The organism is Calditrichota bacterium (assembly GCA_016867835.1).
Classification (GTDB): domain Bacteria; phylum Electryoneota; class AABM5-125-24; order Hatepunaeales; family Hatepunaeaceae; genus VGIQ01.
The window spans coordinates 1-21,861 of the sequence record VGIQ01000017.1 but is presented as its reverse complement, the minus strand read 5'-3'; the positions used below and the strand labels follow the sequence as shown (position 1 = coordinate 21,861).

Below are 21,861 nucleotides of genomic sequence, written 5' to 3'. Positions count from 1 at the left end.
TGCACCTCCCAATAGTGTAGAACGTCTAGCGATATCATAGACGTGCTGCCAACAGGCTGCACAATCTGCATTATTCATTTAACTATGGTCACCATCCCTGCGGCGAGTGCGTCCGGTCCGGTCAGGGTTAGAATGTAATTGCCTGCGGGAAGCCCGCCGACGTTAAGCATCCCCCGCCCGTCACCGGCGGGCAGCCAACCACCTTTGATACAAGCAACTTCCGTGCCCTTCAGATCGCTCAGCCTAAGCGACCATAACCCTGCCCCAGGCAAGTGATAAACAATAGAAAGTGCGTCATTGAAGGGATTCGGAAAGTAGGTAAGTGTAGGTTGTGTGGGAGGGAGTGAAGGCTGCGCTGCTTTCGGCGCCGCCAATACGCCGAGCCGGGCAAAGATAAGACTCTGTTCGGTGAGGGTTATGATTTCGCTTTCGCCGTCACCGTCATAGTCGTCGATCGTAAGTCCGACGATGTCGCGTTCATGCTGATAGACCATCGCCGTGAACCGGTTGGCTTCCAGGGAATAAGGCGCTGCCAGGCCGTCCCGCGATACCGCAAGAAGTAGTCGCTCCCGGCGGTCGCCATCATTATTCGTCATGGGGATGACGAAGTCCGCCTGGGCCACTGGCATCAACCGGGCATTTAACCGACGCAGACTATCGGCAGCAAAGATCTCAAGAACTCCCTCCCGGGGACCGAAGATGATCCCCGGCTCAGCATAAGTGCCGGTCGCTGCCAGCGCTGCAAAGGGCATTTGCTCCGGACCGTTAGCCTCGTCGCGCCGGAGACGATGCGCTCCCACCCAGTTGTCGATCGCTGCGAGTCTTAGTTCACGGCGATCTTCAGGCACTCCTCCGCTCGTGCTGTGATAAGACTCCGAGCCGGCGACCACCATCATCCGCCGGACGCTGACCGCGTCGTCGCCTATAGCCACCCCCCTCGGCGATCCGATCGCAACGGCGTTGATCCACTGCGCGCTGCGCAGACCGTATCGTCCTGCAAAGCCCGATAATTGCTCGGTGAATTCGCCACCTTGCAGCAGATCGAGGCGGTAGGTCGAGACGAGGACGACCAGACTCTCGGTCTGATCGGGGTCGATGCGCGCCGGCGCAAAGATGCGCTCTGCAATGCCCCCCCCACCGCCGGCACCGAAGCGGTCGATGTAGAAACGCGCTATCGTCCGGACCGAGGTCGCTTCGACTTCCCAGTTGCCGTAGCGCAGGATGTCGTCGCGGGCGTTGTCTCTATCCCGCCGAACGTGGAGCAATACCACCGGCTCGCAGCCCTCCCCCAAGCCAAAATCGGCTGCGATCACATCGATCACGCGCCCTTCTCGCGGCTCGCTTGCCCAGACTATCTCCCCGTCCCGAATGCGAACCACCCGGTCATCCAGTCCGACCATAACGTTGACCGTGCCTTCCTCGGACCAGACCGTCCCGAGGCACGCAACCGGCTCGTCGAAGTCGATCCGCCAGACCTCCTCGACCGGCAGCATCTGCGCCAGAGCCGACACCGCAATCAGGAGCGCCGCACATATTTTCACCGGCCTGTCTCCGGGTGAACCATTCGTCGCTTCAGATGAGTCAGTTGAAAAGGCATGTCGTAATAATGTGGTGTGCGGACGCCCTCGTCCGCACGCACTACATCTCCATGTCAAAACCTGACGAGGGCGTCCGGTGTGCACGAGTCGAGGTTTCAACAGACTCAAGATAGCCTTTCGCAGTCTTCCAGTCAATTGAGCCGGACACTAATCATCGCAACTTTGGCACACATCGCTTGACTGAAGCCCCGCCGGGTCTTAAGTTGTAACTTAACTTCCTGACTTGCCCTGCTGGAGATTCTATGCTCTGCCGTATTCTCCTCCTCTCTGGTATCGTCGCAGCGCTTTGCGCTTCGGCAGCCACTGCCCGACCCTCAGGCCCCGATCCCGACTACCGCCACCGGTTCCGAGAAACCCTCGTCAACCGCGCTTCGCCCGTGACTCCCCGCATCGCCGCGCCCTGGAGTGAAAATGTCGATTCCCTCTCGACCTGCCTGCAGACCGGCTACTACCTCGACCTGGCTATCGAGGGCGACCGGCTCTATGCCGCAACCAACTATGGCGTGGAGGTCTTCGATATCTCGGACCCACACCACATCCGCTTCCTTGCGCGCGCTGCAACGCCTTACGATGCCTATGAGGTCGGCGTCAAATCAGGCCATGCCTACATTGCCGACTGGCGGTGGGGTCTCTACACCTTCGATATGCGCGATCCGGGCGCGGTCCGGTCCACTAATGAACGCAGCGCGGTTCCTTATCTCCTCGATGACCTTCAGACTGTCCGCAGCCGGGCTTATCTGGCTGAGTACGGCAACGGTATTCGGGTGCTCGATGTCTCGAACCCCGCAGCGCCGACTTCGCTCGGTCTTCACCGCCCGACTCCTTTCACCGGACGGATATGCGTCGATGACACTCTCGTCTGGTTCGCCGACAACAATGCGGGCGGCGTCATCGCCTCCGATCTTCGCACCATCGGCCAATTCCGGGCCGTCGGGCGGTTGGTCATTCAGGAATATATAACCGACCTCTCGGTGCGGGATCACTTCCTCGCGCTGGCAGCCTATCAAGCCGGTATCTGGCTTTTTTCGTTCGACCGACCGGATTCCTTCGTCGTTCGAGGCCGGAGAGACTTTGGCGACGTCTGGATCGACGACGTCGAACTCTACGGCACGACTCTCTATGCCGCCGCTACTAACGGCTTGCATGCCATCGACATCACCGACCCCGACGGGCCGGAACTGGTCTGGAGCGATGATCGGTTCACTGAAGGACTCGCCATTACCGGAACCTACCTCTATGCCGCGCACGGATACCGCGGCATCACCTGCTACGACATCCGCGATCCGCTGCAACCGGAAGTCTCGGCTCGCTTTATGCCCCCCTACGGCGTCTTTGAAGTTGCCGCAACGCCCGACGCTGCCTATGTATTGCGCGGCAATGCCGGACTCCTCACCCTCGACCTGCGCGATCCCGCCCGGCCCGACACCGCGAGTCTCGACCCGGACTACAGCATCGCCGACCTGGTGCGCGTCGGAGACTACCTCTATGCCCTCGGCCGGAGCCTTGCCGATTCGATTGACTACATCCTCGTCTATAGCCTTTCCGAACCGCTCGAGCCGACCCTTATCTGGAGCGCGCAGATCGACGCCGACTTCGACATGATCGCTTCCTGCGAACCCAATTCAATGTTGCTCGCGCTGTTCCGATATGAAGGCGGCATCGAACTGTGGGACATTTCCGACCCCGAGGGCCCGCTCCCGGCCGGCCGGATCAACGACGCGAACGCCACGTCCGCGACCCTTAGCGGCGGTTTGCTATACTACATCGACGTTGACCTGGCATTGCATGTTGTTGATGTGAGCGAGCCGATCTGGCCCGGTGAAATGGGCCTCTACCGCGGCTTCGAGTATGCCTATGACGTCGTTGCCCGGGACGTCCAGGTCTTCGTCGCCGACGGGGACAACGGCGTCGTCATGCTAAACACCTCCGACCCGGAAAACATCGCTCGCGTATTGAGCGTCCGGACCGATTGGGCGTCCTATCTGACCCTCGCCGATTCGCTCCTCTTCGTCTCGGATGGTGTCGGCGGCGTCCGGATACTTCGCCTGAACGGCTTCAACCCTCCGACCCTGAAAGGCCGGTTCCAAACCGCTTCCTGGCCAACGGAAATCGCCATTGCCGGGGGGCTGATGATCGTCGCCGATCGCGAAGACCTTGCGGTCGGCAGGTTTCACCCCCTTGGCATTGATGACGACGACCCGGCGCCCCTGCCCGGCGCCTTTATCTTCTCACCGCCCTACCCCAACCCTTTCAACGGCACCCTCCGGGCCGGCTTTACGCTCCCTTCACCCGGCTGGGCGAGGATTGTGCTCTATGATCCAACAGGACGGCAGGTCTGGTCGGATAGGTTGAATGACCTCCCGGCGGGGCGGCACGAAATGTCCCCTCTGTATGGCGCAGCCTCTTCCGGGGGCTATCTGTTGAAGGTGGAGGCAGGCGAGGCAGGTTCGTTGCAGGCACGCTGGAGCGGCGCCTATAAAGTCATTCTGGAGAAGTAATGGCTAAAACTATTATCCTGATTCACGGGCGCAACTACAAGCCACCCAAGGACAAACTCGCGCCACTCTGGATCCAGGCTCTTCGCCATGGCTTGGGCCGCGATCTGAAAGGCACTCCAAGCCACGCAGCCAAACTCGCCGCTTTCGATGCCGCGCTGCGTCGGGCGAGTGCCGATGCACTCGATCAGTTCGTCTATTACGGCGACCTGAGCAATGCCTATCTCGAATTCGGCAAGGACTGGCACAGCCATATCGGCCAGTCCACCTACGACGACTCCGAAGAGCGGCAAAAGCAACTCGATCTCTTGAGGTCCTATCCCACCGCAACGGACTTCAGCCGCTCCAATTATCGCAAACTGCCGGGACAGACCGGGGTGGGGGAGTTCTTTGCCGACACTTTGGGCGCCGCGCTCGGCTCGATCGGACTGGGACGCCCGCTAATCACCTTTGCCGCGCCCGATATGGAACGTTACTTTAGGTCCGACTCCCGCTTTGGCACCGAAGTCCGGGGCCGGTTGATCGCGCCGCTTCGCGCAGCCATGGACCGCGGCGACGACATATGCGTCATCTCCCACAGCCTCGGAACGCTGATCAGTTACGACACCTTCTGGAAGTTCAACTACTATTCCGAATACCGCGGCACCCTGACGACGACTGACTACTCGCATAAGCGCATCTCGCTCTGGATCACCCTCGGCTCGCCGCTCGGCGACGAAACTTGCAAGAGGCATCTAAAAGGTGCCGATCTCACCGGCCCGCGCCGCTATCCAGCCAACATCGACCGCTGGGTCAACGTCTTTGCCGAGGATGACTACGTCAGCCATGACGGCAAGGTAAAGAACGACTACAAAGGGATGTCCGCCGCCATCAGCGACCATAAGGTCTATAACCTCGGTCTCGAGTTTGGGCACAAGGGGTTTCCCCACGGACGGTCGAATCCCCACTCCGAACTCGGCTACCTGATCCATCCCGAGGTTGCGCGGGTCGTCGCGGACTGGCTGTAGGCGGGTTATCTTCCAGAATAACAACGGGGTGCCCTGCACATTAGGGCACCCCGTTCTACTCGATTCCAAATCCCCTCTCCTCACCGCATGTCGATCGTCCCGTTGACGTGCGTCGTCTGCGCATAGACATGGCAGACGTTGCAGGTTGCGAGAGGCGGATGCGGATCGGGAGGCGGCATCGCATGGCAGGTGCCGCAAGCGCGCTGGGATCCATCGACCCGCGTCCACTCGGCGACGATCCCGTCCCGCATTATCCCGTCGCTGCGGGTGATAGACCCATGGCAATAGACCGACGAGCAGGTGCCGGCGTTGCGGTCCCAGACCGGCGTCGTCCGCCCCGAGTCGGTCGCGGCGACGCCAAAGGTTACCTCCGCGACGCCCGGTGTGATGGTGTCGATGTGCGCCTGACTCGCAAACCCGGCGAAACTGTGGCATGCCGAGCAGGCGAGCGGGTTCGAAATGCGATTGTCGGTCAGGTGCGCCTGGTGCGCGCCGACGGTAACAAATTCGGTCCCCTCCCGCCCGATCAGGTCCGGCGGCGGCGCCGAATTGAACGTCCCGCCGTGGCAGACCCGGCAGCCCTCAGGGCCGCTGCTGCCGGTATGACAGGTGCGGCAGTTGGCCGGACTATCTCCGATCTTCCAGGTGAGGCGGTTGTAGTCGCTGCCGTGGCAGTCCTTGCACCGTGTCAGGTTCCAGTTAGTCCGTCGTAAGTGACTGGCGTGAAGATTCTCGCCTCCGGCACCCGCCCAGCCGGCCGGATGGGGGAACTGGTCGTGGCAGATAAAACAAGCCGTCGCCTTCTGTCCCGCCGACGAATCGGGCCCATGGCAACTGCGGCACGATGCAATCCTGCTCTCTATTTCCGCCAGCGACGTCGTCAGCAAATCGCCCAACACCGCCTTGCCGTGAAAGTTTGAACTGCCCGGATCGCTCCAGCCGGCCGGGTGAGTCGTCCGGAGCGGGCCGCCCGCCTCTTCCGAACAGCCATAAAGGAGCGCCAGACCCAGACAGAGCATCGCCGCCGGAAGAAGAATGACCGCGCGACGAACCGCTCCGTCCCGCTCTTTACCATCTCTTGTCGTCATCGTCATCTCCTTACTGGTGGCATCCGGCGGCAAAGCAGGAGGGCTGCTTCACCGTGCTGGTGTGGCATATCACACACTGGTCGAAGTCCGACTGCGCCTTGCGGACGTGGGCTCCGCCGCTGCCGGTCTTCGCCCAGCCGGGACGACTATGGTCGGAAGGCAGCACCATTTTCTGCATGTGACAGGCCGAGCAAAAAGACTCCGGCTCATGACACGACTGGCAGTTGGCGAACCCGCCCGCGCGCGTGAAAGCCTTGCTGTGGACGAACTTCTGCGGATGCGGCGAGCCGAACCCGGCACCCTGATGGCATGTTGCGCAGTCGTCCTGCGCCTGCTGCTGGTGACACATCGCGCAATCGACAGGGTCGAAGGTCGCTGCCTCGCCGTGATTCGCCGTCCAGTCGAATCTGTGGCTGGCCGGCTTGGCCGGTAATTCACCCTGATGGCATTGAGCGCACGTTAGATTGACGCGCTTCGTCTGATGGCAGTCATAGCAACTGCGCATATTGGGCCACGGTGCACCCGACGGCTCGCGGCCGGCCTGCACGGCATGACAGGTCTGACAATCGGCTGCCTCCGTATGCGCCTGGTGCGAAAACGCCGCGTAGGACGCACCGGCTTGTGGCCGCGTTTCCGGCCAGACCTCTGCCACGTCGTCGTGGCACTCCGCACAGACCGACCGGTCCGGCAGCAACCGCTCCAGGCCCGAGGTCGATGTCGCCACCGATGCGTGGCAGTGGGCGCATTCAAGTGCGACCTCTTCGACGTGATATTTATGCGGAAAGACCTTGACGGGCGGCGCTTCGGGCTTGCCGAGGGTCGTCCGGTTCAGTAGCACGAGTAATACCACCATCCCGATACCGGCGCAAAGTGACAGGAGTCGTTTCATAAGCCAAACCTCACTCTGAAAGCCAGCTGGCCGCGAATGTCGGATGCGGCTTCCCGGTCACGATAATGCTCGACGCCCCCCGATACAACCGCGTCGGGCCAGACCACCCAATCGAGCCGCAGACTGTTCGCCCAGTTGTCGGACGGCTCGGCGTCCCATGCCGAATCGAAACGGTCAAAATCGAGATCGAGTCCCCACCGGAGACGGCCCGGGACGAGCACACCTCCCGCGCCGACCCAGCCGCCAATTTGGTTAAGGTCACTTCCTGCCTGCCACCGCGCTCCGGCTTCACACATTGGATGGACGATGGCCAGCATCGCGCGATCGACGTCGCCGGCTTCCCGCAACCTCCGGGCATATCCGACTTGAACCGCCAGATCCGCCCACGGCAGGTCGTGCCCAAGTGTTGCCTCGGCTACCCGAGTCGGCTGGTAGGCTATTTCCTTCAGCGGCGTAGATTCATAGAGCCGGATGCGCCGTTCACTGTAGCGAACCCGGACCAGTGCGCCCTTATGCGGAATCAACCGGATGCCGCCGCTCACCGAGCGGAGGTCGGACTGGTTGTTGTCGAGAGCTGCGCGCAAGTCCCAGCCGACGCGATATCTTTGGCAGCGCAGCGTCAGCCGCGTTACGGCGTCGTCGTTCTCCCCGTCCCGGTAGCGCATCGTCTGATCGAGCAGATAGTTGAGCCGCCCGAACATCAACCCCTCAAAGGCGACCGTGCCGCGATACCGCTCCGGGATCTGCGACGTCTCGCTTCGATAGAGGGGGTAGATTTCGCGCCCGCCGGAGAGGGTGATCAAACTCATATTATAGCCCTGCAGGTCGAGCCGCACTTCGGCGCCGTCGGTCAAACTCCCGGCATCCCCGGCGCGAACTGCCGCAAACCGCCCCAGCCGCGCATCGACAACGCCTCTGTGATGCCGAAGATTGAGCGCGATTAGACGGGAGTCGCCGCGACCCGGCAAAGGGCTGTTGCCGTCGCGCATCTCGGTTGCTGCAGCCGCGGACCACGGGCTGCCGGCAGCCTGCCAGTTGAGACCGGCAAACTGCGTCATGAGAAACCGTGACGCGCCGCCCGGTTCCTCCCAGGTGTAGTAAGTCGTCCGCAGTTCGCCATTCAGCGGCCCGGCAGCAACCGGCTTTCCGAAGAGCATAGCGAAGATTGCAGCAGTTAGGATCATCTTCTGCATAGTCTAAATCTCCTCATCTCGTGAGGGAAGCGTGAATCCTGCCTGAGTGCGCAAATCAAGTGCCGTAGCGCCTGCAAGTGCCAACTGCAAGGTATAGCCCCTCCGCTTGGCACTGATGCGCAACGTCCGCGCGTCATTTGACGCAAGCCCAAAACGCAAGAAGGCGGATTTACACCCGCCCCCTTGTTTATCCTACAAGTCTGGAGAGCGGGTTTCAACCCGCCCGATAATTCACATACTTCTACCGGGCGAACTTCTTCACCCAGCCGAAATACTGGTTGAAGAAGGTCACCGTATCATAGACGATCCGGGAGTTCCAAATGTAGAACCAAAGCCCCGATATCCGCACCAGATTGTAGTAGAGCACCCCGGCCAGAAAGAGCCCTCCGATGTAGATCGCTCCGGCCCGCTGATACTTCCGCACCCGGGTGATCCGCATCTCCTCAAGGAAGTACCGGATGCGCTTGTCGTTCATATCGTCCTCGGTCAGAAAGACGCCCATTATAGCCCAGAGGAGGCAAACCATAAAGGTCGGAATGAACGTGAACAGGACGAGCGGGCTAATGTAGTTGGGATAGCGATATTGCAGATAGCCGGCGCCAATTAGCCCCAGAACGAGGAAGATGTCCGTCCAGCGGCGATAGTTGCGTAAGTATCTCGGTGGCCGGAAGATGAATTTGTTCCGCACCGCCGTAACTTCCACGTTCGCCTTGGCGATATAGTCGATCATCGAGCCCGACCAGACCGCCATAAAGAGAAACCGGAAGTTATGGTCAGTGATGTAGTCGAAGAGCACCCCCTCACCGAACGCCAGTTCGAAGAACGACACCACCCAGACCGTGATCCAGTAGGCTATCGCCCAAAAGATGTAGCCTTTGTCCTCGGCGAACCAGATGAAGAACTCGCGCAATTGCTCCCGCGTCGGCATCTTCTTCAACTTCTCGCCGCAGGCGGGGCAGGTCTTCTCCTTAATGAAGTTATAGGTCGAGATGGAACCTTTGCAATTGGGACATCTCACGGCGTGGCGGCTCCGGGTTAGGGTGAACGACCGGTCGGAAGCGGCAGCATGAACGCGCTGCCCAATTCTGGAGAATAGGACAATATAATGTGCGGTGAACGAAATGCAATAGCCGTTGGAGATTCAAGCGCTGTGGCGTCAGGTCTCCCAACCTGACGCCACATTTCTGTCCGATAGAGAGCAAGCCTATAGCCGCCTGAACCGCATTGTCAACCACGCCGACTGCGGCGACCCCGACACCACCAGATAGTAGTTCGTGATCTGCACCTTGTAGTGCACTCCTCCCGACGCCTGCAGGATATAGACGTGGTTCTTCGAGATCAACTCGTGCTGCGCGCCGTAGTTGAACCACGGATTCACCTCGAGCGACCCGAAAACCGATATCGCCCCGTCCTTCGCATAAGGCGGACCGATTGGCGCTGCCAGAAGCGCATCGAAGGTCGTATCGGGAGCGAAGACCGCCGCCTGCCCCCGCCCATGGAGCGACGAGTTAAGTTTGATGTCGAAGCCGGAAACCTGGAAGTCCCAGTCGAGCGACGTCATCGGATCGGCGATCGCTACCGCGCCTCCGGTGGCAAAGGAAAAGTAAGCCGTGCCGCTCGAGCAGTCGAGATTCGACCACCGTGCCGGGCCGGAGAGAGTCGCGGACCCGTCGGCCTGATAGACGAATTTGATCGCCAGAGTCCCCACGTGGCTGCGTCCGTAGTCGCTGATGCTGTCGATCGTCATCTTGGCATACTTTCCCCCGGCGGTCTTCAGGACATAGACCTTGCGCGAAGGCAGAATCTGATGCGCCGGCGGGCCGGTGTAGATCCACCAGTCAACGAGTGCGTAGGAAGTCCGGTCGCTCTCCCAAGCGCTCGAGTCGATTGCCGGCACCGAGGTTACAGCATCGAAGTTGACACTGTCGGCATGCCCGATTCGGGCCAGATCGACCGCCCGAACATCGCTTGAGCCGGACACCCCGCCATTGGTCTTTCCGCTGTAGCGCATAAAAGCGAACGTCCAGATGTTGTTGGTGCGCGCTTCAGCATCGGTAATGCTGACCACCTGCCGGTTAGCGAGATCGTAATAACGAAAGGAACTGCTTGAGGTGGCATTGAGCCGGACGTAGTAACCGCCCGACCCGTCGGACCAGGTCGAGTCCGACGGCGTGTAAGGTCCCGGCCCGGTCGGACCGGTGCTGTCGTCCTTCTCGCAGCCGACCGCGAAAAATAGCGCTGAGAGTGCGAGCGCGATGAGGATATTGCGCATACCATTTCTCCTGAAGAGGGTTGTGATTGTGTGCCTTGAGGGCGGATTTCACCCGCCCGATGAACATCCCGGAGGGCGGGTTTCAATTCGCCCTGGAAGGGTCGTAAAAGGGAAGGTCTATTCGCGGAGCGTCCAACTCTGACCAACCGTCACCACCCGGCCATCGCGTGGGCCGTAGCGGGAATCGGTGCGGTCGAGCAGGTTCTCCACTTTGAGGAAGAAGGATAGGCCGGCTCCAACCCGACGGGTCAGAGCCAGATTCCAGACTTGTGAGGCGGGCGCCCACTCATCGGATTGTTGGGCGTCGGTTTCGTATATATCCTGAAACATCGAGCGGCTGGTATAACGGCCCCAAACTTTGACCGTCCAGTCTCCGGCTTGACGGGTCAGGTCGAACCGGCCCGCATGCATCGGCCGACCAACCAGCGGCGATCCGGTCGAGTCATTCCGGCTTATGGTGTAGGAATAAGCGATGCGGGCTTCGACTCCCCGCAAGGGAATGAAGCCGCGTTCGACCTCAACCCCCTTTACCCACGAGGAATAGATGTTGTTATACCTGAAGATGCCGGTGTAGTAGTCTTCGCTCACCCCAATCGGCTCAAAATCGATCAGATTGCGCATCCAGTTGGCAAAGAAGGTGATCCGCGCCACCGACGAGTTGCGATAGTTGTGCTCGAGCGAAAAGTTGACATTGGTCGATCGCTCCGGTCTCAGGTCGCGGTTGCCATAGACGATATAACCGGCTGAGGCGTGATTGAAGACGAAATAGAGTTCCTTCGAGGAGGGCGCCCGGTAGCCCTGTCCGACTGAGGCTCTAAGGCGCAGGTCGTCGCGCAGTTCGAGCATCGCCGAAAGCCGCGGACTCCAGTTGCCCCCGTAGATCTCATGGTTCTCATAGCGCATTCCCGGCAGCAGCGTCCAGCCCAAACCGACGCGCCACTCGTCCTGCGCAAAGAGATTCCACGCGGTCAGACTTCCCGCAAAAGGCGACCGTAAGCCTCCCAGGGAGGCATCCGACTTGATATCCCACTGATAGAGGTCGCCGCCCAAGGTCATCAGGTGTTTGCCCGCAATCGGCTTCGTCAATTGGAACGAGGCTTCCGAATAGTCCTCGTTGCCTTCGCTGAAGTCCCGCACGAAGGGCGTTCCCCACTGCGGCTGGGTCCACTTTTCCCACCGGTGATGGTTGTCGCTGCGATAGACCTTGACGCTGTAACGCTCCTCCGGCGACGGCTGGCAAAGGACTTCCGCCGCGAGACCACTCTGCCGGTTGACCTCCCGGTCGTCGAAACTAATCGGTAGCGTAATCAGTCCGCCATCTTCGACCCACGTCTTCTCTTCGTCGAAGCCGCGGCCGGTGAGGGTCAGTTGAACGATATTGCCAAGTGGGTATCTAAGGCGAAGGTCGCCGGTGAGACGGTCCGACTCGTCGGTGCCGTCGGTATGGGGGGTAATAGGATTGAGGTCGATCAAGCCGGTGTGACTATAGCGGAGTGACCCGGACCAGTCGAGCTGCCCGATGCGGCTGCCGAGGGTGACTCCGGAAGCAAGATTGGGATTCGGCGGTGAGCCCCGGGTGCGCCCCAGTCGCGCGCCGCCCGACCCGTCGAACCGAATATTCAGCCCGTCTTCAGGCGCAGCGGTGATGACGTTGATCACCCCGCCGATCGCTTCGCTCCCGTAGAGCGTCGAGACTGCGCCCTTGACGACCTCAATCTGCTTGACGTTGGAAAGGGCAATCTGCTCGAGGTCAATCGACCCGTTAACCCGCCCGATGACGCGGTTGCCATCGACGAGGATGAGCACCTTGTCCGGATCGGCGCCCTGCAGCATGACACCGCGACCTGAGAAGTCGCTTCGGACCTCGTAGCCGATCTCGGCGTCCAGCGCGTCCGCGGCAGTCAGCGCTCCGCGACGTTCAAAGTCCCGGCGGGTAATGAGTTCGGTTGCTACCGGAACCGACTTCAAGGTTTTGAAAGTTCGCGTTGCGGTATAGACGACGTCGCTCAGCGCAACCGCCTGTGGATAAAGGCGCAATTCAACCTGCGCGGTATCACCCACCGCATTGAAGGCAACGCGTCTTCGATCCGGAAGGTATCCGACATAACTCACATCCAGAACGACCTCGCCCGGTGGAAGGCTTGCCACATAGAATCGGCCCTCCCCATCCGACGCGAAGACCTCACCGCCTTCCAGCGCAATGTGTGCGCCTTCCAGCGGCGCCCCCGTAAGACCGTCCAGCACCCGCCCGGAGATCAACGCCGCCTTGACCGGTGCGAAGAACGCCCCGAGGAAGAGCAGTGCACTAACAATCGGGCAGCGAGTCTGGCGTCGAAACATCACCCGCGCGATGTTGGCCGGCGAGTGCAGTTTCAGGATATGTATGAAGCGCTTAAAGGTCATTTCAACGAACTTGCCATCTCTGGGCCTTGCCAGAGTTCAGTTGGTGCCGTGCTTAATCCATACCGCGAGGCGAACCGGCTCCTTACTGCTAAACACGCCCGCCATTTCGATCCGCTCGTCGGAGTGATCCGGAATCGTCATCTCCGGCGTGCACCACAGGATCAGGTGTCCACCATTCGCAAGCAGTGTGCCAGACGCTGTCAGCAGCGACGGCCAATCGCCAACGGCACGGGAAACAACCGTCCTGAAAGCGTCCTTATTCCGGGCCTCCTGAGCAAACGACTCGACACGGTTCCAGACCACATCGACTCCTTCCAGTCCCAACTCCCGCACCACACGTTTCAGAAACAGCGTCTTCGAGCGTTTCGCATCGAGGAGCGTCACCTCCAGGTTCGGGCGGACGATCTTTAACGGTATCCCGGGCAGTCCGCCTCCGCTGCCGATGTCAAGCAAAGGCGATGCGACGATTTCGGGGATGATCCTGACCGGCAGGAGCGACCCGGCGATCAATCTGTCTGCCAGTTCCGGCGATCCGCTGCGGGAGATGAGGTTCTGCCGGAGATTCTCTGCCAAGAGTCGCGCCCGATACCGGTTCAGCATGTTATCAACATCGTCCCGGCCTGTGAATACCATCTTTAATTAACGCATTATCAAAGAGTAACTCAGTCGCATCCGCACTTGTTCACACCTTGTCAACAGCGCTGTGAGGAACTTGTTAGAAACTTGTGATCTGTATCACCTCAGGCCGTCTGCCGCTTCAGGTGCACCAACAGCAAAGCCAGGTCCGCCGGGGTTACTCCGCCGATGTTCGCCGCCTGCCCGAAATCAACCGGCCGAATGCGTAAAAGTTTCTCCCTGCCTTCAGAGGATAGCCCCTTGATGGCGTCATAGTCGAGCGCCTCAGGGATGACGCGCTCCCGGCTCCGCATCAACTCGCTCGCCCGCAGCGCCTGACGCTTCAAATACCCCTCATACTTAACCTCGGCTTCGACCCGACGCACAAAATCGTCCTTCGCAAGCGTATCGCCAACTTCGCTATGCCACTCGTCTAGCACCTCAGAAATGACATCGCCCAAGGCAACACCGGGGCGCTTCAACCAGTCGAAGCGGGTGATCGCCTCCCCGCCAACTGTAGTCCGGCGGTCGCGGAGGAACTCCAGCGCCCGGATTAGTTGCTCCTCTTCGGCCCGATGCGCCGCAACCCGCTCGCTCCCGACAAGACCGACCGCCGCCGCCACTTCACCAAGCCGGGCGAACGCATTGTCGAGTCGCAAGTGCAGCCTGAACTCGGCACGGGACGTGAACATTCGGTAAGGCTCGTCGGTCGAATGGGTGATTAGGTCGTCGATCAGAACGCCGATGTAGGCTTCTTCTCTACCAAAGGTGAGCCGTTCGTCCCGCCGGATCGCATAGAGCGCTGCGTTGGCTCCCGCGACAAGACCTTGTGCCGCGGCTTCTTCATAGCCTGAGGTTCCGTTGATTTGTCCTGCGAAGAAGAGGCCTTTGACGTGCCGCGTCTCCAGCGTCGGATAGAGTTGATGCGGCGGGAAGAAGTCATACTCGACGGCGTAGCCAGGACGGGTCATTTCAACTTCCTCAAGCCCCGGTATGAGCCGCAATGCCCTTAGTTGGACATCTTCGGGCAGACTGGTCGAGAAGCCGTTGGGGTAGATTTCGGTCGTTTCAAGGCCTTCCGGCTCGAGAAAGATCGTGTGACTCTCCTTGTCGGCAAAGCGGACGATCTTGTCTTCGATAGAAGGACAATACCGCGGTCCCCGGCCTTCGATCCAACCGCGATAGAGCGGCGAACGGTCGAGCCCCGAGCGGAGCGCGTCGTGCGACGCGGTTGTCGTATGGGTGATCCAGCAAGGGCGCTGCGGAAGGTGGGGCGACCGGGTGGCATGATGGAAGAAGAGCGGCTCGTCATCACCGGCCTGCTCTTCTATACTGTCGTAGTTTATGGTGCGGCCGTCGAGGCGGGGTGGCGTTCCAGTCTTGAGCCGTCCGGTTTCGAAGCCCAGTTCGACCAGGGCTGCCGTAAGACCGGTTACCGGAGCCTCGCCGATCCGTCCCCCGGCTTCACGCCGCTCGCCGGTATGCATCAGGCCGTTGAGGAAGGTCCCACACGTCAGAACGACGGCTCCGGCCCGGACTATCCGCCCATCCGCAAAAACGACCCCCAGGACCCGGCCATCTTCGACGAGAGGCGCGGTAACCATGTTGGCTATCAGGGTGATTCCCGGACAGGACTCCATCGCTAAACGCATTTCGGAGGCGTAGAGCGAGCGATCGCATTGGGCTCGCGGCGACCAGACCGCCGGACCCTTCGACCGGTTCAAGACCCGGAACTGGATCGCCGTCCGGTCCGTAACCACCGGCATTACTCCTCCGCAGGCATCGATCTCGCGCACCAGATGGCCCTTGGCGATTCCGCCGATAGCCGGGTTGCACGACATTCGCCCAAGCGCATTCAGATCGCCGGTTACGAGCAGCGTCCGGGCTCCGGTGCGAGCCGCCGCAGCAGCCGCTTCACACCCGGCGTGCCCGCCACCGACAACGATCACTTCGCAGTCGGTCACCGTTCCCAGGACTTCAGAAACAACCCTTGAAGACCGCCCACCCTCCGCCAACTATGAGACTCGTCGTAACGATTCCTTTGATGGTAAAGAAGATCAGCGTCCCGATGCCCATCCCGGCGAGCCATCTCGGAAGTCGTTTGCGGTGCCTGGTCGAGGCCTTATCGGCTTGATCGTGGGCGCTTTCGGTATTGTCGGGAGTGTTCACTTATATAACGTCCGACTTAGTGATCCCGGTGTTGCCGCATAAACTCATCGAGGCCAAGCGGCCGCTTCTCTATGGAAGCGTGTTGTGCCAGGGTCGAGATGACGCGATGCTCAAACATCCGTCCCTGCAGCCTTGACCGGCCCTCTTCGCCGCCGAACCGCCGCGCCGTCGCCTCGATGGACTCACCGGTCTGTTCGGAAATACGGCGCAGTTCCTCTTCGACCTCTTCGTCGCTGACGGTAATCCCCTCGGCGTCGGCAACTGCATTCTGCAACAACATCCAGCGATAGTCGCGATTGGCTTCCTCAAGGTGCCGTTCGATAAACGCGGACTGCTCACCCGGCGGGACGTTGGCTTCCTCCGCAATCTCCTCGAGTCGGAACTCGACGACGCCGCGCGGCAGGTCGATCGGGTTGGCGGCGAGCAACTGGTCGATCACTGCATCCTCAAACTCGTGCTGGATATGATGCCCGACGTAGGAAAGTAACATTGAGCGGACATAATGTCGCAGGTCTTCGACGCTGGTGAGATGTTCATCGACCTGCCGGGCGAGGTCTTCGTCAACCTCCGGCAAGTGCGGCACCGCGACTGCCACGGCTTCGACGCGGAGGGTAACGAACCCGTCCTCCGGAGCGCTTCGGCCTGCCGCTTCGGAAGGGCTCAATATACGCGATACCATCGGCGATGGCGCAATACCTCCGCCCGCCCGCCGCACCCGGATGGTGCGCGCTTCACCTGTCTTGATGCCGATTAGTTGTTCGTCCGATCCGATGCCGAGCGCGTCGGTGCCGAACTCAATCTGTTTCTCTTCATCGCGTCGCCCCAGGAGCGGCAGTCCGGAGGGATCGACCTCCCGGTAGCGGACATCGACGATTGCCTCCGTCGGCGCCGGCCCGTCGATGGAATGGAGGTGGGCGTTCTTGATTCGCAACAGTTCGATCTGCCGGTCGATGTCGGTCTCGGTGATGGCCGGTTCGCTCACGACGACCTTAAGGCCGCGGTGCTGGACGAGATGCACTATCGGAGGAAGCGGGAAGACCGCCACTACCGTGAGCGGACGATCTTCGCCATAGGATTTCAGGTCGAGGCTGATCCGACCGGCGGGCACGATCTTCTCGGACTTAAATGCCTGCTCCAGAAACTCCCGCGCCAGATCGTCGGCTGCGTCGGCAATGATCGACGGCCCGTAACGCCGCTTCACCATGTCGAGTGGAGCCTTGCCGGGACGAAAACCGGGCAGCGATGCCGTTCGGCGATATTTCTCAATGGCCTCGGCAAACCGGGGAGCCGTCTCCTCCGGCGGCACTTCGACAGTGAGCGTCATCTCCCGTGCAGGGGAGACCTCCTGGGTGATTTTCAATGACTTAGTCAGATTTGTGCACGCCGGACGCCCTCGTCCGGCGGGTAATGGCGAGTCGATATGCGAACGGACGAGGGCGTCCGCCCGACACATACTTGCGACAAATCGCTTTTAACAAACTAACAACCCTGATCCAGCGATAGGCGTTTGCTGTTTTCACCTCTGGGGCGGAAGCCATTTGTGCGGTCAGATGTCCTCATCTGACCGCTCCGCCGCCGGTTGGGGACATCCGACGGCACACTTACCGCCGGATTAGGGTAACAATATACCTCTTTTCGATTCGTCGGGAGAAGTCATCGTAAAGTCAATTGGCCTTTTGCATTCAAAACCGCTCCAATTCCTCCTCGAGCGCTTCGATTGAAGTAACCGGCGCCCGGCAAGTGAAGTCGCGGCAGAGATAGACCGCCGCCTGCCCGTTCACCGGCGTTTTGCCTCCAAGCAAGGCGACCTTGCACGTCCCCGCTACACCACACGTCACGACCGCGTCGGGTAAGTAACGCCTCCTAATCAAGCCCAGCAGCCTTTTCACTCCGGATCATCGGTCGAACCGGCAACGGCTATCTGCATGGCCGGCGATGTCAACGCTGAGCAGAGGATCGCCAGTCGGCTGTGGCTGCCCGGATCGCTGCTCAATGAACCGGCAAAAGCCTTCGCCGTCGCTTCGGCGATCTGGCGGTACTCTTCCCTACCGGTAAGTTGATGAAGTTCGAGGAGCGCCTGCCCTGCCAGCGCATTCGCCGAGGGCGTTGCTCCGTCGCGCGCTGCCTTTTGACGCACCGCCAGATCGGGACGTTCGGCAGCGAGGAGGAAGCCCCCCTTGTCGGCGTCGCCAAATCTCGTAACCATTCTCCCTGTCAGGTCTTCCGCCCAGACTATCCATTCCTCATCGAAGGTGGCGCGGTAGAGTTCAAGCAACCCAGAGATCAAGTAGGCATAGTCTTCGAGCATTCCCTCGATCCCCGCTTCGCCGGAGCGATAGCGGTGCAGCAGACTCCCTTCCTGGTCTAAATGCTCTTTGACAAACCGGGCAGCCTCCGTCGCCGCGGTGAGATAGGCCTCTTCGCCTAATGCCCGGCCGGCCCGCGCCAACGCCGCGATCATCAGACCGTTCCAGTCAGTCAGGACTTTGTCATCGGTTGCCGGCCGAATCCGCCGGCTTCGCGCCGCGAGCAGTTTCGAGCGGGCTGCTTCAACCCTCCGCGCAGCATCTCCTGTATCGAGATTGAGCCTAAGCGCAGCCTCCGACACCGGCATCGCGATCCGTAGGATCGACGCCCCACCCTCAAGGTTGCCTTCATCGCTCACATCATAGACGAGACCGATCAGCGCGGCGGCGTCCGGTCCAAGCAGTGCATCGACCTCCTGCCTGGTCCAAATATAGAACCGGCCCTCGTGCCCTTCCGAATCGGCGTCGAGCGACGAGTGAAAGCCCCCGGCTGGATCTCGCAATTCAGTGAGCGCCCAATTGAGTGTCCGGCGTGCAATGGCAGCGTAGAACTCATCGCCCGTAATGAGAAAGGCATCGAGGTAGTTGAGCGTCAGGAGCGCATTATCGTAGAGCATCTTTTCAAAGTGCGGCACCCGCCAGGCGGCGTCGGTCGAGTAACGTGCAAAGCCGCCCCCTAACTGGTCGAAGATCCCGCCCGACGCCATCGCCTTAAGCGTCCGCTCAGCCATCGTAAGATAGTCCCGATTGCAGGTGCGCTTGAACGCGCGCAGCAGGAGTTCGATCTGCCCCGTAGGAGGAAACTTGGGAGCCGGGCCGAAACCGCCGTTCAGTGAATCGAAAGCACCGCCGACAGCCCGAACTGCAATATCGAACAAGCCGGCTGCGACATCACCCGACCGGCTCTGGTGCGCTGAGACATTTGCTACCGCCTGCACCAATTCAACTCCCGACCGTTCGACATCGGCCCGTCTCTCCTTCCATACCCGGGCGATGCCCTCGAGCAACTGCCGGAAGCCGGGTCTTCCCAAGCGCTCCTCCGGCGGGAAGTAGGTGCCGCTATAAAAAGGCTTAAGGTCCGGCGTAAGGAAGACCGAGAGCGGCCAGCCGCCGCTGCCGGTCATCAACTGAACCGCGGTCATATAGATGTCATCGACGTCGGGACGCTCTTCGCGATCGACTTTGACCGCGATGAAATGCCGGTTGAGGATCTCCGCGATGCCTTTATTCTCGAACGACTCGCGTTCCATTACGTGGCACCAATGGCAGGCGGCATAGCCTATCGATAGGAAGATCGGCTTGTCCTCGGTTACGGCTTTGGCAAAGGCCTCTTCACCCCACTCATACCAGGCGACAGGGTTGCCGGAGTGCTGGAGCAGATAGGGCGACTTTGCCGCTGCGAGGCGGTTCTGGTGGGTGGCGATGGTGGCTTCTTGGGAGTGATATTTGATTTGCGAGCATGCTGATACCGACAGTGCAGCAAACGCTGCGCTCATATAGAGACGAATCCAATGGGAACTCATAGGCGACATCTTCGGCAAAAATGGCGAGTCCGCCGCTCGAGTTGCAGCGGCGGACTCTTGGATGTGACATGACGTCAATAATGAAGCCGGTCAGTGCTCTATATGTTCGTGTTCCTTCGACTCCATTCCCTCACCAAGGGACTTGAAGGACTCCACCGCGACCACCTGACTTCCGGTGTAAATTGTCCCCATGACTTCCATCCTGCCATTTCCAGCCTCACCGGAAACGAGGGTCTTACTCCGGTCATTCTCGAGATACTGGAGCGTTCGGCCTTTCCAGCCTTTGACTGCCTTGCCATCCGCTCTTGTTACGGATTCGACCTTCAGCGCATGCTTATGGCCGTAAACCGCACATTGAGAAGGCGCTCCAAAGTCCTTCTTCAGTGCGCATCCGAGGCAGACGTTCTCGCCTTGAACTGAAGCGGACAATGTTGGCTCGGCTTTGGGTGTGTCCTTGGCGTCCGACGAACCAGTCACCAGGATCGTGAGCACCAGCCCGGCAAGAGGTATATATTTGCGCATAGATTCCTCCTTTGGGTTGCCCCCCTAAGAAGAACTACGCGGCACCCTAACTTTCTGTTGGCAATGCTATTAGATAGACTACATCGCGTTGCCGTTGCAAACTAAAGCCTCTACCCCCTCAAACACTACCGGACGACCACCGTTCGCGGTCACAATCGCATCGACCGGGCAAACCTGCTGGCAGAGCGAGCAGCCGGTGCAGTCCGCCGTCTTGATCGCCACTTTGGGCAGACCTTTGGCGGTCGTCTCGGCGATCAACTCGATGGCGGGACAGCCGATCCGGATGCAGGCCGCGCAGCCATTGCAGACGTCGGTCAGGACGTGGAAGGTCTCATACTTTCGCTTGGCGGGATAAAGCATGCAGGGCCGGTTGGTGATGACCACCGCCGGCTCTCCAAGCGACGTCGCCTCCTTGATGACGGCAATCGACTTCTCATAGTCGTAGGCGTCGAGTTCGTAGATGTGCCGAACACCAAGCACCCGGCAGAGTTCGACGTAGTTGACCTGGATCGTCGGTGTGCCCTGGAGCGTTATCCCCGACCCGGGATGCTGTTGTCCGCCGGTCATTGCGGTGATGCGATTATCGAGTATCAGGAGCGTCAGCGGCGCCTTGTTATAGACCGCGTCGAGGAGCCCGGTGATGCCGCTATGGAGGAAGGTCGAGTCGCCAATGACTCCGACGACGGGGCGTTTCGACCCCCCGACGGCTCCAACGCCGGCGGCCATGCCGACCGACGCCCCCATGCAGACGCAGGCGTGGAGAGCTTTAAGCGGTGCGAGGGCGCCGAGCGTGTAGCAACCGATGTCGCCGAAAACGTCCGCCTTCAGTTTCTTCAGCGCATTGAAGACCGGCCGGTGCGGGCATCCGGCACAAAGCACCGGCGGTCGCGGCAGCACCTCGATATGCCCGTTCCCTTCGATTCCGATTTCTTCCTTCCTTTCCCCAATCTCCTCCTTTGTTCTTCCCACTGCCTTTAAGAACCCTTCCCGCACCACATCGGGATCCAACTCGCCCTCGAGCGGAAAGAACCGTTTCCCTTCACAATCTATCCCGGCAGCGCGAAGTTGCTCCTCATAGAACGGCTCAAGTTCCTCGACTACGATGAGCCGTTCAAATGAAACCGCAAACGCCCGGATAGCCTCTATGGGCAGCGGGTTGGAGAATCCGATCTTGAAGACCGGCACATCGGGAAGAACCTCCCGGACATGGGCAAAGGCAATCCCGCCGGTTACGACGCCCAGCGGTCTCCGGCCCGGAGATCCAGGCGCTCCTTCGGGCCAGTCCACAAAGTTGAGCGGCGACCTCTCGGAGAGGTTCTTAAGCAGGGTAAGCCTCTCTTCGACCGCTGTATGGCGCGGCCGGGCATATTGCGGCACCATCACGAAGCGCGAGATGTCGCGCTTGAAGCCGGTCGATTCCTTAGAATCGGGCCACGGCGAGAGGGTTACGATCCCCTTGGCATGGGAAATTCGCGTCGTCACCCGCAGCATCACCGGCGTCTGATATTCTTCCGACAGGTCGAAGGCAAACCGCACCATATCATGCGCTTCGGCCGAATCGGACGGCTCCAGCATCGGAATCTTGGCGAACCGTGCCAGGATGCGGTTGTCCTGCTCATTTTGGGAGGAGTGCATAGCCGGGTCGTCAGCCGAGACGAGGACGAATCCGCCGACGGCGCCGGTATAGGCGAAGGTCATCAGCGGGTCGAGCGCGACGTTGACTCCGACGTGCTTCATTGCGACGAGTGTCCGGGCGCCTGCGAGCGACGCACCGATGCCGG

Annotated in this window: 17 protein-coding genes; 2 read left to right on the top strand and 15 right to left on the bottom strand. The window is 60.4% G+C overall.

Features of this window, described 5'->3' with window-relative positions; genetic code table 11:
- Nucleotides 1–74: 74 nt before the first annotated feature.
- Nucleotides 75–1,541 (bottom strand): T9SS type A sorting domain-containing protein, encoded by a 1,467-nt coding sequence (locus FJY67_03245; protein ID MBM3328475.1) that lies wholly within the window; start codon nucleotides 1,539–1,541, stop codon nucleotides 75–77.
- Between the two features lie 299 nt (nucleotides 1,542–1,840).
- Here FJY67_03245 and FJY67_03240 point away from each other — a divergent pair, with 299 nt between their 5' ends.
- Nucleotides 1,841–4,096 carry a hypothetical protein gene (locus FJY67_03240; protein ID MBM3328474.1) on the top strand — a complete coding sequence of 752 codons (2,256 nt, stop codon included), beginning with the start codon at nucleotides 1,841–1,843 and terminating at the stop codon, nucleotides 4,094–4,096.
- The gene (locus FJY67_03235; protein MBM3328473.1) at nucleotides 4,096–5,100 is read left to right on the top strand and encodes a hypothetical protein; all 1,005 of its coding nucleotides are present in this window, start codon (nucleotides 4,096–4,098) and stop codon (nucleotides 5,098–5,100) included. The genes FJY67_03240 and FJY67_03235 overlap by 1 nt, the downstream gene beginning before the upstream one ends.
- A gap of 80 nt (nucleotides 5,101–5,180) precedes the next feature.
- Here the strand turns inward: FJY67_03235 and FJY67_03230 are convergent, their stop codons facing one another.
- The 14 genes from FJY67_03230 to FJY67_03165 form a co-directional block, all read right to left on the bottom strand.
- Nucleotides 5,181–6,188 (bottom strand): CxxxxCH/CxxCH domain-containing protein, encoded by a 1,008-nt coding sequence (locus FJY67_03230; GenBank protein MBM3328472.1) that lies wholly within the window; start codon nucleotides 6,186–6,188, stop codon nucleotides 5,181–5,183.
- 10 nt (nucleotides 6,189–6,198) lie between these two features.
- A complete protein-coding gene (locus tag FJY67_03225) occupies nucleotides 6,199–7,077 on the bottom strand; it encodes a cytochrome c3 family protein (protein ID MBM3328471.1) in 879 nt (292 codons plus the stop codon).
- On the bottom strand, nucleotides 7,074–8,270 hold the full coding sequence (locus FJY67_03220) for a hypothetical protein (protein MBM3328470.1): 1,197 nt from the start codon (nucleotides 8,268–8,270) through the stop codon (nucleotides 7,074–7,076). The genes FJY67_03225 and FJY67_03220 overlap by 4 nt, the downstream gene beginning before the upstream one ends.
- A 241-nt stretch (nucleotides 8,271–8,511) precedes the next feature.
- Nucleotides 8,512–9,288 (bottom strand): hypothetical protein, encoded by a 777-nt coding sequence (locus tag FJY67_03215; protein ID MBM3328469.1) that lies wholly within the window; start codon nucleotides 9,286–9,288, stop codon nucleotides 8,512–8,514.
- A 186-nt stretch (nucleotides 9,289–9,474) separates the two neighbouring features.
- Nucleotides 9,475–10,542 (bottom strand): hypothetical protein, encoded by a 1,068-nt coding sequence (locus tag FJY67_03210; protein ID MBM3328468.1) that lies wholly within the window; start codon nucleotides 10,540–10,542, stop codon nucleotides 9,475–9,477.
- A 117-nt stretch (nucleotides 10,543–10,659) separates the two neighbouring features.
- Nucleotides 10,660–12,945: a TonB-dependent receptor gene (locus FJY67_03205; GenBank protein ID MBM3328467.1), complete on the bottom strand. Its 2,286-nt coding sequence runs from the start codon at nucleotides 12,943–12,945 to the stop codon at nucleotides 10,660–10,662.
- 36 nt (nucleotides 12,946–12,981) lie between these two features.
- The gene (gene rsmG / locus FJY67_03200; GenBank protein ID MBM3328466.1) at nucleotides 12,982–13,578 is read right to left on the bottom strand and encodes a 16S rRNA (guanine(527)-N(7))-methyltransferase RsmG; all 597 of its coding nucleotides are present in this window, start codon (nucleotides 13,576–13,578) and stop codon (nucleotides 12,982–12,984) included.
- 107 nt (nucleotides 13,579–13,685) lie between these two features.
- Nucleotides 13,686–15,533: a tRNA uridine-5-carboxymethylaminomethyl(34) synthesis enzyme MnmG gene (gene mnmG, locus FJY67_03195; GenBank protein ID MBM3328465.1), complete on the bottom strand. Its 1,848-nt coding sequence runs from the start codon at nucleotides 15,531–15,533 to the stop codon at nucleotides 13,686–13,688.
- A gap of 4 nt (nucleotides 15,534–15,537) precedes the next feature.
- Nucleotides 15,538–15,729 (bottom strand): hypothetical protein, encoded by a 192-nt coding sequence (locus tag FJY67_03190; protein ID MBM3328464.1) that lies wholly within the window; start codon nucleotides 15,727–15,729, stop codon nucleotides 15,538–15,540.
- Between the two features lie 16 nt (nucleotides 15,730–15,745).
- Complete coding sequence (gene tig, locus FJY67_03185) at nucleotides 15,746–17,182, bottom strand: trigger factor (protein ID MBM3328463.1); 1,437 nt, start codon at nucleotides 17,180–17,182, stop codon at nucleotides 15,746–15,748.
- Nucleotides 17,183–17,411: 229 nt separating this feature from the next.
- On the bottom strand, nucleotides 17,412–17,618 hold the full coding sequence (locus FJY67_03180) for a hypothetical protein (protein MBM3328462.1): 207 nt from the start codon (nucleotides 17,616–17,618) through the stop codon (nucleotides 17,412–17,414).
- Entirely contained in the window at nucleotides 17,615–19,567 is a 1,953-nt protein-coding gene (locus FJY67_03175; GenBank protein ID MBM3328461.1) for a thioredoxin domain-containing protein, read from the bottom strand. The genes FJY67_03180 and FJY67_03175 overlap by 4 nt, the downstream gene beginning before the upstream one ends.
- A gap of 81 nt (nucleotides 19,568–19,648) precedes the next feature.
- Nucleotides 19,649–20,080: a hypothetical protein gene (locus FJY67_03170; GenBank protein MBM3328460.1), complete on the bottom strand. Its 432-nt coding sequence runs from the start codon at nucleotides 20,078–20,080 to the stop codon at nucleotides 19,649–19,651.
- A 78-nt stretch (nucleotides 20,081–20,158) separates the two neighbouring features.
- A partial coding sequence (locus FJY67_03165) for a 4Fe-4S dicluster domain-containing protein (GenBank protein MBM3328459.1) occupies nucleotides 20,159–21,861 on the bottom strand: 1,703 nt, incomplete at its 5' end.